This window comes from Hymenobacter sp. 5317J-9 (assembly GCF_022921075.1).
Taxonomy (GTDB): domain Bacteria; phylum Bacteroidota; class Bacteroidia; order Cytophagales; family Hymenobacteraceae; genus Hymenobacter.
Genome location: NZ_CP095050.1, coordinates 4,554,346 through 4,566,481, shown reverse-complemented (window position 1 = coordinate 4,566,481; position 12,136 = coordinate 4,554,346). Strand labels below are relative to the sequence as shown.

Genomic DNA, 12,136 nt, shown 5'->3' with positions numbered 1-12,136 from the left:
GTTGGCTCGGCAGGACGGTTTTGCATTGGCAGCGGGGCGTTACTGGGCCGTGGGGTACCAGTTGCGCAGGCGCACGTCGATTTTTTTGTCGGCGGCGTTCACCTGCTTCTTAAAGCTGGCCACGTCGCTCAGGCCGTTCTGGCCGCGGTAGTGGTAGGGGTACACAATGGCGGGCTTGAAGGCCAGCACGCCCTGGGCGGCCTGGTTCACGTCCATGGTGTAGGGCAGGTTCATGCACACAAACGCCACGTCGATGTTCTTGAGGGCGCGCATTTCGGGAATGTCCTCGGTGTCGCCGGACAGGTACACGTTTTTGCCGCCCAAGCCCAGCACGTAGCCATTGCCGCGGCCTTTGGTGTGGGGCGCGTCGGCCGCCTCGGGCAGGTTATACATCGGGATGGCCGCCACGCTCATGCCCAGCGTGTCGAGCTTCTGGCCGTTGCGCAGCACGCGCACCTGCTTCTTGTACTCGGCAGGCAGCTGCGCGGCCACGGCCGGGGGCACTATCATCAGGGCTTTGCCCAGGGAAAGGCCGGCCAGCGTTTTGGGGTCGAGGTGGTCGCCGTGAATGTCGGTGATGAGCACCACATCGGGGGCAGCCAGTCCGGTGTAGCCTGCGGGCCCGCCGTAGGGGTCCACGTAAATGGTTTTGCCGCCCCAGGTCAGCACCACGCTGCCGTGCGTGATGGGCTGCACCGTGAGCGGGCCTTTCTTGGTGGCAATCTGGTCGGCGGCGGCGCGCGCCGCAGGGGCGGCCGTCTGGGCCTGCGCGGTGAAGGCCGCCAGCGTGGCCGCCAGAAGGAGGGTAAGTTTCATCGGTCTTTTGTGAATTGAGTGAGAAGTGTGGTCAAATTTTTCAGGTGGCCGTACCTTTTGGGAGGAACTGCTGCCGAAAAAGTGTGACCATAACCCGATTGCTCCGCACAAGTTCAGACGAAGGAAGACCCTGCTCCCTCGTAAGGCTCTTGTTACAATGGCTCTTTGTGAAAAAAATGAGGTGGTCGAAGAGAATCGAGGTTCGGAAATGGAACTCACGCCTGTGCTTCTCCATTGGGCATGCAATAGAGGTCTAGGTCGAAGCTGAGGTTGAACTCGCTGGCCAGGGCGTGGTAGCGGGTGTTAAGGTGGACCGAGGGCGTGCTCTCGCCGTTGTCGACGTAGACCCGTAAGGCGCAGGAAAGCTCGGGCGTGCAGCGGTGGCAGAAGCTTAGCACAGCGTCGCGGTGGGCCACCAGCAAGTCAAGCACGGTGGTGCATTGGTCTTCGAAAGGCACCGATTTGTCGGCGCTGGCCTCCCAGACCCAGCCGTTGTAGGGCCATACGCGCAGGCCCTTGGGGCCCCGTGGCTCCCCTTGGCGCATCACTTTGGTGGGTTCAACGCCTAGCATTTCGGTGATGGCTTCGGGGGGCAGGTCCTCAAATTCCCAGAAGCACAGGCGCACGTCGATTTCGTTTTTCATAAAAAGGCCCCGCACACGGCAGGAGAGTCGACAGGTTTACGAAAACCGTTCGGGTAGTGAAAGGAGTGGGTAATTAGAAGGAAGTGCCCCGGTATGGTTTTATGGTAAAGACCGGCTTGCGATGCTGCTTCACCACCGCTCGTACAAGCTCTTGGTCAGTACTCAGGAAGTCCACGTTCAAATGAGCCGATATTTTGATGACTAATGGCCTTTTGCCATGGGAAACGTCCACATCACTGTACAGGGCCCCTTCTCGGCCGAACACGCCAGTGGGGTAGGATAGGAATTCCCGGGCATGGCGGAAAAGCTCCGGCTTTGTCAATTGCAAGGCGCCTTTGAAGGTGTTGGGCACGCGGTGCTGGGCAAACAGGGCGCGTAGCGCGGGCAACGTGGGCTCGTCGTTCGGCCACCAGCTATAGCCCTTGATATCGTGGGTGACTAGCCAGCACGAGCCGTCATCAAACTGTGCGACCAACTGCTTAAAAAACGCCTCGTAATGGTCCAGAAATTTTGGCAGCCCAAAGTCTATCCCTTGCGAAATGTTGTGCGCTTCGCTGGCTAATTGAAAAGACGCCCCGTACCAGGGAGTATGCGAGTCTGCGTCGCTGTGCCGGTAGCGGAGGTAGCGGTTTTGGTTGTAGGGAAGCAGCGCGCGAACGTGTTGTCGGAAAATGGCCGGCGCACGGCGCTGTTTTACAAGGCGAAAGGTTTTTCTGGCTGGTGTCATAATTTTTGCCCTGCTACTACAGTATCCCCTCATCTGCAAAGCTGTAGTAGCCCTGCTCGGCAAAAATGAGGTGGTCCAGAATGGGCAAATCCAGAAAATTGCCGGCTTCTTTCAGCTTTTTGGTGAGCTGAATGTCGGCGCCGCTGGGGTTGCGGTTGCCGCTGGGGTGGTTGTGCACCAGGATGATGCTGCTGGCCAGCTGCTCCAGCGCCTCCTTGAAAATCATCTTCGGGTCGGCCACGGTGCCGGCCACGCCGCCGCGGCTGATGGCGGTTTTGCGCATCACCACGTTGGCCCGGTTCAGCAGGATGACCCAGAATTCCTCGTGCGGCAAATCGAGCAGGTGCGGGCGCATGAGGTTGTAGATGTCGCGTGAGCAGGTGATGGTGTTGCGTGGCGCCGCGTCGGCCTCCTTGCGGCGGCGGCCCAGCTCCAGGGCGGCCACCACCGTGATGGCCTTGGCCTCGCCGATGCCGGGGTGGCGGCAGAGCTGCTTCACGCTTTCGCGGGCTAGGGCGTTGAGGTCGTGGCCCACGCCCTGCAGCATGAGCTTGCCCACGTCGACGGCCGTGAGCTTCGTGGTGCCCGAGCCGATGAGAATGGCCAGCAGCTCGGCGTCGGAGAGGGCGGCGCGGCCCTTGCTCAGCAGCTTTTCGCGGGGCCGGTCGTCCTCGGCCCAGCTCTTGATGCCCGAGGCGGTGGGGGTGGGGTAGGAGGGAGCGGCAGAAGGCAGAGGGTCAAGCGGTTCCATACAGCGCGGAAGTGGCAGAAGGTGAAATGTCCGTTAAATGTAAAGCAAAAGCCTGCGGGCTGCGTTTAAACTTGGGCGCCGCCGCTGCGTTATGCTGCGGGGGCTTTCTCCGCTCTGTTGTTAGAATATGCGAAATCCGTTTGTGTTGTGGTTGGTGTTGGGCCTGATTGTGTTGGCCGAATGGTATGGGTATCAGGCGGTGCGCACCTTGGTGCAGCATTCGTCGCCGGGCGTGCGGCGTTGGGTGTCGATAGGCTATTGGGTGCTCACGGGCGTGGTGTGGTGGCTGGCCATTTGGGCCGGCAGCACGCGCCAAACCGGCAACACCGTCCTCAAAAGCTACCTCATGAGCCTGCCGCTGCTGCTGTTGGCCGCCAAAATGGTCATGCTCATCCCGCTGTTGCTCGAAGACCTGACCCGGTTGGGCCGCTGGGTCCTGAGCTCGGCCACGCGGCCGGCGGGGGGGCGGGCGAGGCCATTCCGCGCAGCGAGTTTCTGGCCAAGCTGGCCCTGGGGCTGGGCGCTATTCCGTTTTTCGGGCTGCTATGGGGCATGGCCAAGGGCGGCACCGACTACACCGTGCGCCGCGTGCAGCTGAGGTTTCCCAACCTGCCCCCGGCCTTCGACGGCTTCAAAGTGCTGCAGATTTCGGACCTGCACACCGGCAGCTTCAACTCCACCGAGCCGCTGGAGCGGGCCGTGGCCATGATAAACCGCCAGGGCGCCGACCTCATCCTGATGACCGGCGACCTGGTGAACAACCGCGCCACCGAGGTTGAGCCGCACATTCCGGCCCTGCAGGGCATCAAGTCCGAGCTGCCCATCTTTTCCAGCCTCGGCAACCACGACTACGGCGACTACGTGCAGTGGGAAAGTCCGGCCGAGAAGCGCGCCAACCTGGAGCGTCTCATGCAGAACCACGCCAAAATCGGCTGGACGCTGCTCAACGACACCAGCCACACCATTGAGCGCGGCGGCGATAAAATCGCCGTGGTGGGCGTGCAGAACTGGAGCAGCCACGCCAACTTCCCCAAGCACGGCAACCTGCCCAAGGCCCACGCCGCCAGCGGCGACGCGCCCTTCAAAATTCTACTCTCGCACGACCCCTCGCACTGGGAGGCGCAGGTGCTGAATTACCCCGACATCGACCTCACCCTGAGCGGCCACACCCACGGCATGCAGTTCGGCGTGAACCTGCCGTTCATGAAATGGAGCCCCGTGCAGTACGTGTACAAGCAGTGGGCCGGCCTCTACGAGCAGGGCCGCCAGAAACTGTACGTGAACGTGGGCCTGGGTTTCCTGGGCTACCCCGGCCGCGTGGGCTTCCTGCCCGAAATCACCGTGTTCGAGCTGCGCCGGGCGTAGGCAGAGACTGAAAAGCGTCAAGGAAGAACGTCATGCAAAGCGCAGCGACGCTGACGTTCCTGCAGTGCCAGCCTGCCGGGAAGGAAACAACAATTGCTAGATTGCCGTAAAGCGCCCCCAAACCAATTACGGTTGTCTTTTTATTCCCTTCTCATCCCTTCTCATGAAAAATTCCCTCTTGATGCTCGCGGGCGCTGCTGCCCTTTCGCTGGCTTCCTGCTCGCAGGAAAAAACCACCGACACCACCGTCGCTGCCGGCGACGGCATGACGACGACCACGACAACCACGACCACAGGCCCGATGACGGAAGCCCAAATTGAGGCCCGCGCCCAGCGCATTGCCGACAAAATGGTGGCCGACATGAAGATTACAGACGAGGCCACCAAGACCAAAATCCGCACCGTGTACGTGAACCGGTACAAGAAAATGAACGACATGCGTAGCCAGTACGCCACCGACACCACCGGCATGGCCGCCGCCATGCGGGCGTCGATGACCGAGACGGACGCGGAATTCAAAAACGTGTTTACCGACCCCACGCAGTATCAGGCTTACGAGTCGAGCCGCACCACCTACTACGGCATGGAAAACGAAGACGACTCGGCCATGTCCAACTCGTCGGACATGAATTCGGGTTCGAATATGAGCTCCGACATGAGCTCGTCGAGCACCACCACCGATGGCAGCAACATGAGCGCCGACGCCGGCACCATGTCGTCGGGCAGCGCCGATGGCGGTAAAATGAAAGTGAAAGCCGACGGCGACATCAAAGTGAAAGATGCCCAGGGCAACAAAATGAAGATGGCCGGCGATGACGGCACCATCAAAATGAAGCCCGAAGACGGCGGCAAAGCCAAAATCAAGTAGCCCGACGGTGCCAACGGCACCAAAATCGGAAAGCACGGGTTTGGTCGATGCAAATGGCCGAACCGTCGCTGAAAAGCCCGCGCCTGCAACGGCGCGGGCTTTTTTTGGCTCATTGGGTTGCTACTTTGTGGTAGCGTTGTGCGTATTCTGTTGATGTGTATTGAAGTAGTGCCTTGTGTGCGTGCCGGTTGGCCGCGGTGGAGCCAGCCGCTGGCCCTGCTGGCGGGGCTGTGGCTGCTGGCGCTGGGCGCCCGCGCGCAGGCCCCCAACACCGTGCGCCTGAGCGGCAGCGTGGCCGAAGCCGGCTCGCGCCTGCCCGTGCCCGGTGCCACCGTGCAGGTGCAGCGCACCCGCCGCGGCGTGGTGACTGACGCCGCCGGCAATTTCGGCCTCGACGTGCTGCCCACCGACACGGTGCTGTTTCGGTCCCTGGGCTTCAAAACCCAGCGCATGGCCATGGGCGGCACCGGGCTGTCGCAGCTGGTGGTGCGCATTCAGTTGCAGCGCGACAGCGTGCAATTGGGGAATGTGCAGGTGGTGAGCGACCGCGCCGACCGCGCCGTCATCAACCGGGCCCTGCGCAACATCAAGCGCCCCAAGCCGCCCGTGACCAGCGCCGTGAAGCGCCCGCCCAAGCCCCAGCCGCTCTTCGCCGTCGACTCTACCGCGCCCAAGGCGCCGGTGCCCACCATCCAGAGCCCGGTGAGCCTGATTTACGACCAGTTTTCGCGCGAGGGCAAGCAGCGGCGCAAGATGGAGGAAATCGAAGCCGAGCTGAAGGCCGAGAAACTCCGCAAAGCCCGCGCCGAGTACAACAAGGCTTTCAAGGACAACCGCGGCTACGAGCCGTAGAACTTATAGCAGACAAGAAGAACGTCATGCAGAGCGCAGCGAAGCATCTTGCCCGCCACCAGTAAATGAATTGGCTGTGCGGTAAAGATGCTTCGCTGCGCTCTGCATGACGTTCTTTTCTGTACTAATAAACTGCTAACTGCTTTTACCCGTAAGCCCAACGTATGAAAATTGGGTATCCCTGCGTGAACGAGGCGATGGACTGCAGCGCCGCCAACACCTTCCGACTGGCCTCCTACAGCGAGGAGCGGCTGGTGGCGGCCGTGACGGCCAACCTGGCCTGCCTGCGCCGCATGCTGGAATGGAACGTGGCCCAGGGCCTGCTTTTCTTTCGGATGGGCTCGGGCATTGTGCCCTTCGGCTCGCACGAAATCAACACCTTTCCCTGGCAGACGCATTTCGCGGCCGACTTCCGGGCCATCGGCGACTACATCAAGGCCAATGACCTGCGGGTGAGCTTTCACCCCGACCAGTTTGTGGTGCTGAACTCGCCCAGCCCCGACATCGTGCAGCGCAGCATTCAGGAGCTGGTGTACCAGGGCTCGATGCTGGACCTGATGGGCCTCGATGGCACGGCCAAGCTGCAGATTCACGTGGGCGGGCTGTACGGCGAGCGGGAAGTGGCCATTGAGCGGTTTGCGCAGGTGCACGCCACGCTGCCCGCCGCCGTGAAGGCGCGCGTGGTGGTCGAAAACGATGACCGGCTGTACTCGTTGCGCGACTGCCTGCACCTGCACGAACTCACCGGCGTGCCCATTCTGTTCGATAATTTTCACCACGAGTGCCTCAACCACGGCGAGCCCATGCACGAGGCCCTGCGCCTGGCCGCTGCCACTTGGCACCCCACCGCCGACGGCGTGCCCATGATGGACTACAGCTCGCAGGCCCTGGGCGAGCGCAAGGGCAAGCACACCGACGACCTGGTAGACGACCTTTTCCGCGGCTTCCTCGCCGACCTCCAAGGCTTGAATTTCGACATGATGCTTGAAATCAAAAACAAGGAAGCCAGCGCCCTGCGCGCCGTGGCCATTCTGCGCGAGCTGGGCCTGAGCGCGCCCGCGCCCAATATCCCGGTGCCTCCCCTGAACCTGCCGCCCGACCCCAACGCGCCCACCAAAGCCAAACGCGCGAAAAAGGACGTAAAGGTTAAAAGCGAAGAGTTATAGCCCGTTGGTCCAACCCTTTTTCAGCACATCAGCACATTCCCCAATCAATTCGTCAATCCAATGCCCTCCGACCAACTTCTTGCCACCGTCAGCGCCCTCAAAAACGGCCTCACCAGCCTGCCCCTGGGCTCGGCCATGGATAACACCGAAACCTGGCAGCAAACCTTCCTGCAAAGCGGCGAGCCCGGCCTGCAGGACATTGCCCGCGAAATCGGCAACCTGCAGTCGCTGCTCACCAGCGGCGCTCTGAGCGCCACGGCCATCGGCAACTCGCTCACCATGCTGGGCAACCAAACCAGCCAGCTTAGCGCCGGCGCCGCGTCCGACGTGAAAAAGCCCCTGCTAGAGCTGGCCGACCTGCTCCGCAAGCATGGCAGCGACCTGCTGGCCCACGCCGAAAAAAGCAAGAAGAAGTAGGCTGCTTAAGGTTAATCAGAAAAGCCCCGCTCATGTTAGTGAGCGGGGCTTTTTCGTGCGGCAAGAAAAGGGTTAACGCGGCACGTTGCTGCTGTTGCTGCGGCGCGAGCGGCTGGGCACCACTTCGTTGGACTGGCGGGGTTTGTTGTCGCGAATGAGGGGCTGCTCGCGCACGTCGGGCACGGCCGTGGGCGAGAGTTCGGGCGTGCCAGCGGGCAGCAGGGCCCCGCCCGTGTTGTCGAGCGGGCGGCTGCGCTGAGCGTCGCGGTTGGTGGGCGTGCGCTGCATTTCGGGCGGGCCCTGAATGGTGCTCTGGTTGAGGGCCGGGTTCACGGGCGGAATGGTGGTTTGGCCCTGGCTGCCGCCGCGCACGGGCGCGGTGGGGTCGAAGGGCACGGTTTGGGCCTGCGCCGAGGCGGCCAGCAGCAGGCCGGCCAGTAGGAGGAAGGGTTTCATGGGGAGCTGGGGAAAGGGTGGACACTAAAAAACCGGCTGCTTCTGGTGAAACAGCCGGTTTGCTTAAGTGCCTTACGGCCCTGAGCCGCAAAAAGTTGCTAGCGAGGCGTCGAGGTTTTCATCTTGCCTTTCGAGGCTTTGTCTTTCGACTTCATGCGGCCCGACGTGCTGGCGCCCGAGGTGGTGCCGCTGGTGGTGCCCATGGTGCTGCCGGAAGTGGTGCCCATGTTGCCGGTGGTGCTGCCCGTGCTGCCCGTGGTACTGCCCGAAGTGGTGTTCATGGTGCCCGACGTGGTACCGTAAGTACCCGAGGTAGTGCCCATGGTGCCCGAAGTGCTGCCCGACATCGACCCGCTGGTGCTGGAGCCGCTGGTGCTGGTGTTCATGGTGCCGGTGGTGGAGCCGGTAGCCGGCCGGCCGCTCATCGAGCCGGCGCTGGTGGTGCTGCCCGAGGTGGTGCCCATGGTGCCCGAAGTGGTTTGGGCAAAGGCCGCGCTACTTAGGCCGGTAGTCAGGAGAAGGGCGAGGAGGATTTTGGTGGTTTTCATGACGAAACGAATTGGAAATGTGGAAAGGAAGGAAGCGTTGTGGACGGGGCTTTACGGACCGGTGCGGGGGCAAGGTTGCGAAGGAATTACCCCAGTATTCAGTAAATCAGCTATTTATTTGTGGTTTTCTATTTGATTTTCAGGGCTCCGGTGCGCGAATGCCCGAGATGGCCGCCACCGGAATAAAAAATCTTGTCACCTTCCGGTAACCTTCGCCGGGCACGGCGGTGTCCACAGGCAAATACCCCAATAATCCCCTCCTTACTGCGTGGACTCGCTATCGGACAATGCCTTAATGCTACGGGTGAAAGCCGGCGACGTGGACCGCATGGGCCTGCTTTTTGAGCGCTACCACCGGCCGCTGTTTGGCTTTCTCTACCACATGCTGGGCAGCTCGACCGCCAGCGAGGACTTGGTGCAGAACGTGTTCTACCGCATGTTGAAGTATCGCCACACCTTCACCGGCGAGGGCGAGTTCCGCACCTGGATGTACCATTTGGCCCGCAACGTGCTGGCCGACCACGTGAAGAAAAACCGTCACGCCCGGCACCACGCCGATGTGGACGACGTGGCCGAGCACCTGGGTGGCGGCAGCCCCGCCGACGCCGGCCTGGAGCGGGCCCAGGAAGTGGCCGTGCTGCACCAGGCCCTGGCCCAGCTCAGCCCTGACCACCGCGAGGTGCTGGTGCTGAGCCGCTTTCAGGAAATGAAATACGGGGAAATTGCCCAGGTGCTGGGCACCACCGAAGGCGCCGTGAAGGTGCGCGTACACCGCGCCATGAACGAGCTGAAAACGACTTATCTCCGCATCGAAAATTAAGCTACGCTATGAACTGTGACCACGTAAAAGACCAGCTGGTTGACTATCTCAGCAGCCAGCTTTCCGACGCCGAGCAGACTCAGCTCCGGGCCCATCTGGCCGAGTGTGCCGAGTGCCGCGAGGAGCTGCAAACAACCCAGCGCCTGTGGCAAACCCTGGGGCAGGTGCCCGTGCCGGAGCCCGGCCCGAGCCTGCGCCCCGAGTTCTACGCCATGCTGGCTTCCTTCAAGGAAGAAGTGAAAGCCACGCCGGACTACTCGCTGAAAGGCTTGTGGCAGTGGTGGCTGCACCTGGACGTGCCCCGGCCCATTCTGCGGGCCGTGTACAGCCTGTGCCTGATAGGAGTGGGGCTCATTGGCGGGTATTGGCTGAACCGCCAGCCGCCAGCCGCCGGCAACCAACAGCAGCAGATTGCCGACCTCGCCAGCGAGGTGACGCACATGAAGCAGGTGATGCTGCTTTCGCTCATCAAAAACCCTTCGGCCACCGAGCGGCTGCGGGCCGTGAGCTACACCAAGCAGCTCGACGAGCCCACCGGCAAAGTGGTGAATGCCCTGCTCAGCACGCTCAACAACGACCCCAACGTGAACGTGCGCCTGGCCACCCTGGAAGCCCTGGCGCCCCTGGCCGAAGACCCGCAGGTGCGCGAAGGCCTTGTGCATTCGCTGGCCCAGCAGGACTCGCCGCTGGTGCAAACCGCCCTGGCCGACGTGATGGTGCAGTTGCAGGAGCGCCGCTCGGTGCAGCAGATGCGCGAGCTGCTGAAGCAGCCCAACCTCGACGAATCGGTGAAAAGCAAAATTCAGGAAAGCATTCAAACCCTCTCAACCGGCCGGCCCGCCGCGCCCCAATCCTCCCCCCGCCATGACCAGACTCTCGTTTCGCCGCAGCTCCAACCGGCCACTGCTCGCCCTGCTATTCTTGCTGTGTAGCGCCGCCGCCGGCCGGGCCCAAAGCAAGGAAGCCACCTCAACAATCAACAAAGAATTTACCCTCACGGCCGATGCCGGCAAGAGTACGCTGGCCCTCTACAACATCTTCGGCTCGGTGCGAGTGGAAGGCTACGCCGGCAGCAAAGTGGTGGTAGAAGCCACTAAAACCGTCCGGGCCGACGACGCGGCTACTTTGGAACAGGGCAAGAAGGAAGCTCAACTGGGCTTCACCCAGCACGGCGACAGCGTGGTGGTGTACATCGCCGGGCCCTACGACTCGCGCCCCCACGAAAACCACAACCGCTGGAACAGCCGCGACCGCGACATTGACTACCGCTACGAGTTCGACTTTGTGGTGAAGGTGCCCTACGCCATGAACCTGCACGTGGGCACCGTCAACAACGGCTCGATGGAAGTGAAGGACGTGACCGGCCCCTTGCACGTGAACAACGTGAACGGCCCCATCACCCTCACCAACGTGCGGGGCACCACCCGGGCCCACACCGTGAACGGCAACGTGGACGCCACCTACGCCGCCAACCCGGCCGGCGCCTCGTCTTACCACACCATCAACGGCAAAATCCGGGTGAAATACCCTGCCAGCCTGGGCGCCAACCTGCACTTCAAGAGCATGCACGGCGAGTTTTATACCGACTTTCCCGACGCCGAAATCCTGCCGGTGCAAGTCACCAAAAACAAGGAAGGCAAGGGCGGCGGCACCGTGTACCAGCTCACCAAAGACACCGCCGTGCGCATCGGCAAGGGCGGGCCCGACTTCCGCTTCGAAACCCTCAACGGCGACGTGACCGTCTCCAAAATGTAGTTAAACCACCCCTCGCAATGACTATTTCCCTCCAATTATCCCCCGTGCAACTGGCGCGCCGGCTGACGCTGGCCCTCCTATTGGTCGGCAGTGCCCTGGCCAGCCAGGCGCAAGACGACACCAAAGAATCTCTGACCGTGGCCCTCACCTCGCCCGGCAAGCCCGGCTCGCTGGAAGTGGGCCTCGTGAACGGTTTCATCCACGTGACTGGCTACAGCGGCAAAGACGTGGTGATTGACGCCGCCGCCCGCGCCGCCAAGGCCAGCCGCCGCACGCCCGAACCCCCTACGCCGCCCGGCGGCATGAAGCGCCTCTCGTCGGTGAGCGGGCTGAACCTGACCGCCGAGGAGAAGAACAACCACGTGGAAATCTCCACGCAGTCGCACGCCCACCCGGTCGACCTCACCATTAAAGTGCCGCAGAACTTCTCGTTGCAGCTCAGCACGGTGAACAACGGCGACATCCTCATCGAAAACGTGAATGGCCAGCTGGAGGTCTCCAACGTCAACGGTGCCATTCAACTCACCAACGTGTCGGGCTCGGCCGTGGCCAATACCGTGAACGGCAACCTCGTAGCCACCTTCAAAAGCGTGAACAACGGCGCGCCCATGGCCTTCTCCACCCTCAACGGCAAAGTCGACGTGACCTTCCCCGGCAATGCCAAGGCCTCGCTCAAAATGAAATCGGAGCGCGGCGAAGTGTACAGCGACTTCGATGTGGCCGTAGATAAGTCAGCCCCCAAAGTGACGCGCACCTCCCAAAATGGCCTCACCCGCCTCAGCACCGACGATTGGACCTATGGCCAAATCAACGGCGGCGGCGCCGAAGTGATGATGAAAACCTTTAACGGCAACATTTACCTACGGAAGGTTAAGTAGCCCAACCCGAATTGCCGTGCCCTCACGTCGGTACCAGCATGACCATCCCTTCTTTCTCGGCAATTACCTGCCT

16 protein-coding genes are annotated in these 12,136 nt (G+C 61.9%); 10 read left to right on the top strand and 6 right to left on the bottom strand.

Features of this window, described 5'->3' with window-relative positions:
- Positions 1-39: 39 nt before the first annotated feature.
- The 4 genes from MUN81_RS19180 to radC all read right to left on the bottom strand — a co-directional run bounded on the left by MUN81_RS19180 (position 40) and on the right by radC (position 2,938).
- Entirely contained in the window at positions 40-816 is a 777-nt protein-coding gene (locus MUN81_RS19180; RefSeq protein WP_245113445.1) for an MBL fold metallo-hydrolase, read from the bottom strand.
- A 215-nt stretch (positions 817-1,031) separates the two neighbouring features.
- On the bottom strand, positions 1,032-1,460 hold the full coding sequence (locus MUN81_RS19175; protein ID WP_245113443.1) for a DUF4279 domain-containing protein: 429 nt from the start codon (positions 1,458-1,460) through the stop codon (positions 1,032-1,034).
- A gap of 73 nt (positions 1,461-1,533) precedes the next feature.
- Positions 1,534-2,187, bottom strand: a complete 654-nt coding sequence (locus MUN81_RS19170) for a hypothetical protein (protein ID WP_245113442.1) — start codon at positions 2,185-2,187, stop codon at positions 1,534-1,536.
- A gap of 16 nt (positions 2,188-2,203) precedes the next feature.
- Positions 2,204-2,938, bottom strand: coding sequence for a DNA repair protein RadC (radC, locus tag MUN81_RS19165; RefSeq protein ID WP_198978321.1), 735 nt, complete (start codon positions 2,936-2,938; stop codon positions 2,204-2,206).
- A gap of 127 nt (positions 2,939-3,065) precedes the next feature.
- On the opposite strand from radC, the gene MUN81_RS19160 reads away from it, so the two are divergent.
- The 6 genes from MUN81_RS19160 to MUN81_RS19135 all read left to right on the top strand — a co-directional run bounded on the left by MUN81_RS19160 (position 3,066) and on the right by MUN81_RS19135 (position 7,606).
- The gene (locus MUN81_RS19160) at positions 3,066-3,536 is read left to right on the top strand and encodes a hypothetical protein (RefSeq protein ID WP_245113440.1); all 471 of its coding nucleotides are present in this window, start codon (positions 3,066-3,068) and stop codon (positions 3,534-3,536) included.
- A complete protein-coding gene (locus tag MUN81_RS19155; protein ID WP_245113438.1) occupies positions 3,491-4,303 on the top strand; it encodes a metallophosphoesterase in 813 nt (270 codons plus the stop codon). The genes MUN81_RS19160 and MUN81_RS19155 overlap by 46 nt, the downstream gene beginning before the upstream one ends.
- Before the next feature lie 163 nt (positions 4,304-4,466).
- Positions 4,467-5,171 (top strand): hypothetical protein, encoded by a 705-nt coding sequence (locus MUN81_RS19150; protein ID WP_245113436.1) that lies wholly within the window; start codon positions 4,467-4,469, stop codon positions 5,169-5,171.
- Between the two features lie 177 nt (positions 5,172-5,348).
- Positions 5,349-6,023, top strand: coding sequence for a carboxypeptidase-like regulatory domain-containing protein (locus MUN81_RS19145; protein WP_245113434.1), 675 nt, complete (start codon positions 5,349-5,351; stop codon positions 6,021-6,023).
- Positions 6,024-6,187: 164 nt separating this feature from the next.
- Positions 6,188-7,189, top strand: a complete 1,002-nt coding sequence (gene uvsE / locus MUN81_RS19140) for a UV DNA damage repair endonuclease UvsE (protein WP_245113433.1) — start codon at positions 6,188-6,190, stop codon at positions 7,187-7,189.
- Between the two features lie 60 nt (positions 7,190-7,249).
- A complete protein-coding gene (locus MUN81_RS19135; RefSeq protein WP_245113424.1) occupies positions 7,250-7,606 on the top strand; it encodes a hypothetical protein in 357 nt (118 codons plus the stop codon).
- 72 nt (positions 7,607-7,678) lie between these two features.
- On the opposite strand, the gene MUN81_RS19130 is transcribed toward MUN81_RS19135, so the two are convergent.
- Positions 7,679-8,062 (bottom strand): hypothetical protein, encoded by a 384-nt coding sequence (locus tag MUN81_RS19130; protein WP_245113422.1) that lies wholly within the window; start codon positions 8,060-8,062, stop codon positions 7,679-7,681.
- A 98-nt stretch (positions 8,063-8,160) separates the two neighbouring features.
- On the bottom strand, positions 8,161-8,610 hold the full coding sequence (locus MUN81_RS19125; RefSeq protein ID WP_245113421.1) for a hypothetical protein: 450 nt from the start codon (positions 8,608-8,610) through the stop codon (positions 8,161-8,163).
- A gap of 295 nt (positions 8,611-8,905) precedes the next feature.
- Between MUN81_RS19125 and MUN81_RS19120 the strand changes: the two genes are divergently transcribed.
- The 4 genes from MUN81_RS19120 to MUN81_RS19105 are packed head-to-tail and all read left to right on the top strand — an operon-like array spanning position 8,906 to position 12,063.
- On the top strand, positions 8,906-9,430 hold the full coding sequence (locus MUN81_RS19120) for an RNA polymerase sigma factor (RefSeq protein WP_245117418.1): 525 nt from the start codon (positions 8,906-8,908) through the stop codon (positions 9,428-9,430).
- Positions 9,431-9,438: 8 nt separating this feature from the next.
- Positions 9,439-10,362, top strand: a complete 924-nt coding sequence (locus MUN81_RS19115) for a HEAT repeat domain-containing protein (protein ID WP_245113420.1) — start codon at positions 9,439-9,441, stop codon at positions 10,360-10,362.
- Positions 10,295-11,185 carry a hypothetical protein gene (locus MUN81_RS19110; protein WP_245113418.1) on the top strand — a complete coding sequence of 297 codons (891 nt, stop codon included), beginning with the start codon at positions 10,295-10,297 and terminating at the stop codon, positions 11,183-11,185. The genes MUN81_RS19115 and MUN81_RS19110 overlap by 68 nt, the downstream gene beginning before the upstream one ends.
- Before the next feature lie 17 nt (positions 11,186-11,202).
- Positions 11,203-12,063 carry a DUF4097 family beta strand repeat-containing protein gene (locus MUN81_RS19105; RefSeq protein ID WP_245113416.1) on the top strand — a complete coding sequence of 287 codons (861 nt, stop codon included), beginning with the start codon at positions 11,203-11,205 and terminating at the stop codon, positions 12,061-12,063.
- Positions 12,064-12,136: the final 73 nt, after the last annotated feature.

Excerpts from the sequence above, each read along its gene's own strand:
- uvsE (WP_245113433.1), top strand. The coding sequence starts at position 6,188 with ATGAAAATTGGGTATCCCTGCGTGAACGAGGCGATGGACTGCAGCGCC.
- radC (WP_198978321.1), bottom strand. The coding sequence starts at position 2,938 with ATGGAACCGCTTGACCCTCTGCCTTCTGCCGCTCCCTCCTACCCCACC.
- MUN81_RS19125 (WP_245113421.1), bottom strand. The coding sequence starts at position 8,610 with ATGAAAACCACCAAAATCCTCCTCGCCCTTCTCCTGACTACCGGCCTA.
- MUN81_RS19170 (WP_245113442.1), bottom strand. The coding sequence starts at position 2,187 with ATGACACCAGCCAGAAAAACCTTTCGCCTTGTAAAACAGCGCCGTGCG.
- MUN81_RS19155 (WP_245113438.1), top strand. The coding sequence starts at position 3,491 with ATGGCCAAGGGCGGCACCGACTACACCGTGCGCCGCGTGCAGCTGAGG.
- MUN81_RS19110 (WP_245113418.1), top strand. The coding sequence starts at position 10,295 with ATGACCAGACTCTCGTTTCGCCGCAGCTCCAACCGGCCACTGCTCGCC.
- MUN81_RS19105 (WP_245113416.1), top strand. The coding sequence starts at position 11,203 with ATGACTATTTCCCTCCAATTATCCCCCGTGCAACTGGCGCGCCGGCTG.
- MUN81_RS19115 (WP_245113420.1), top strand. The coding sequence starts at position 9,439 with ATGAACTGTGACCACGTAAAAGACCAGCTGGTTGACTATCTCAGCAGC.
- MUN81_RS19180 (WP_245113445.1), bottom strand. The coding sequence starts at position 816 with ATGAAACTTACCCTCCTTCTGGCGGCCACGCTGGCGGCCTTCACCGCG.
- MUN81_RS19135 (WP_245113424.1), top strand. The coding sequence starts at position 7,250 with ATGCCCTCCGACCAACTTCTTGCCACCGTCAGCGCCCTCAAAAACGGC.
- MUN81_RS19120 (WP_245117418.1), top strand. The coding sequence starts at position 8,906 with ATGCTACGGGTGAAAGCCGGCGACGTGGACCGCATGGGCCTGCTTTTT.
- MUN81_RS19175 (WP_245113443.1), bottom strand. The coding sequence starts at position 1,460 with ATGAAAAACGAAATCGACGTGCGCCTGTGCTTCTGGGAATTTGAGGAC.
- MUN81_RS19150 (WP_245113436.1), top strand. The coding sequence starts at position 4,467 with ATGAAAAATTCCCTCTTGATGCTCGCGGGCGCTGCTGCCCTTTCGCTG.
- MUN81_RS19160 (WP_245113440.1), top strand. The coding sequence starts at position 3,066 with ATGCGAAATCCGTTTGTGTTGTGGTTGGTGTTGGGCCTGATTGTGTTG.
- MUN81_RS19130 (WP_245113422.1), bottom strand. The coding sequence starts at position 8,062 with ATGAAACCCTTCCTCCTACTGGCCGGCCTGCTGCTGGCCGCCTCGGCG.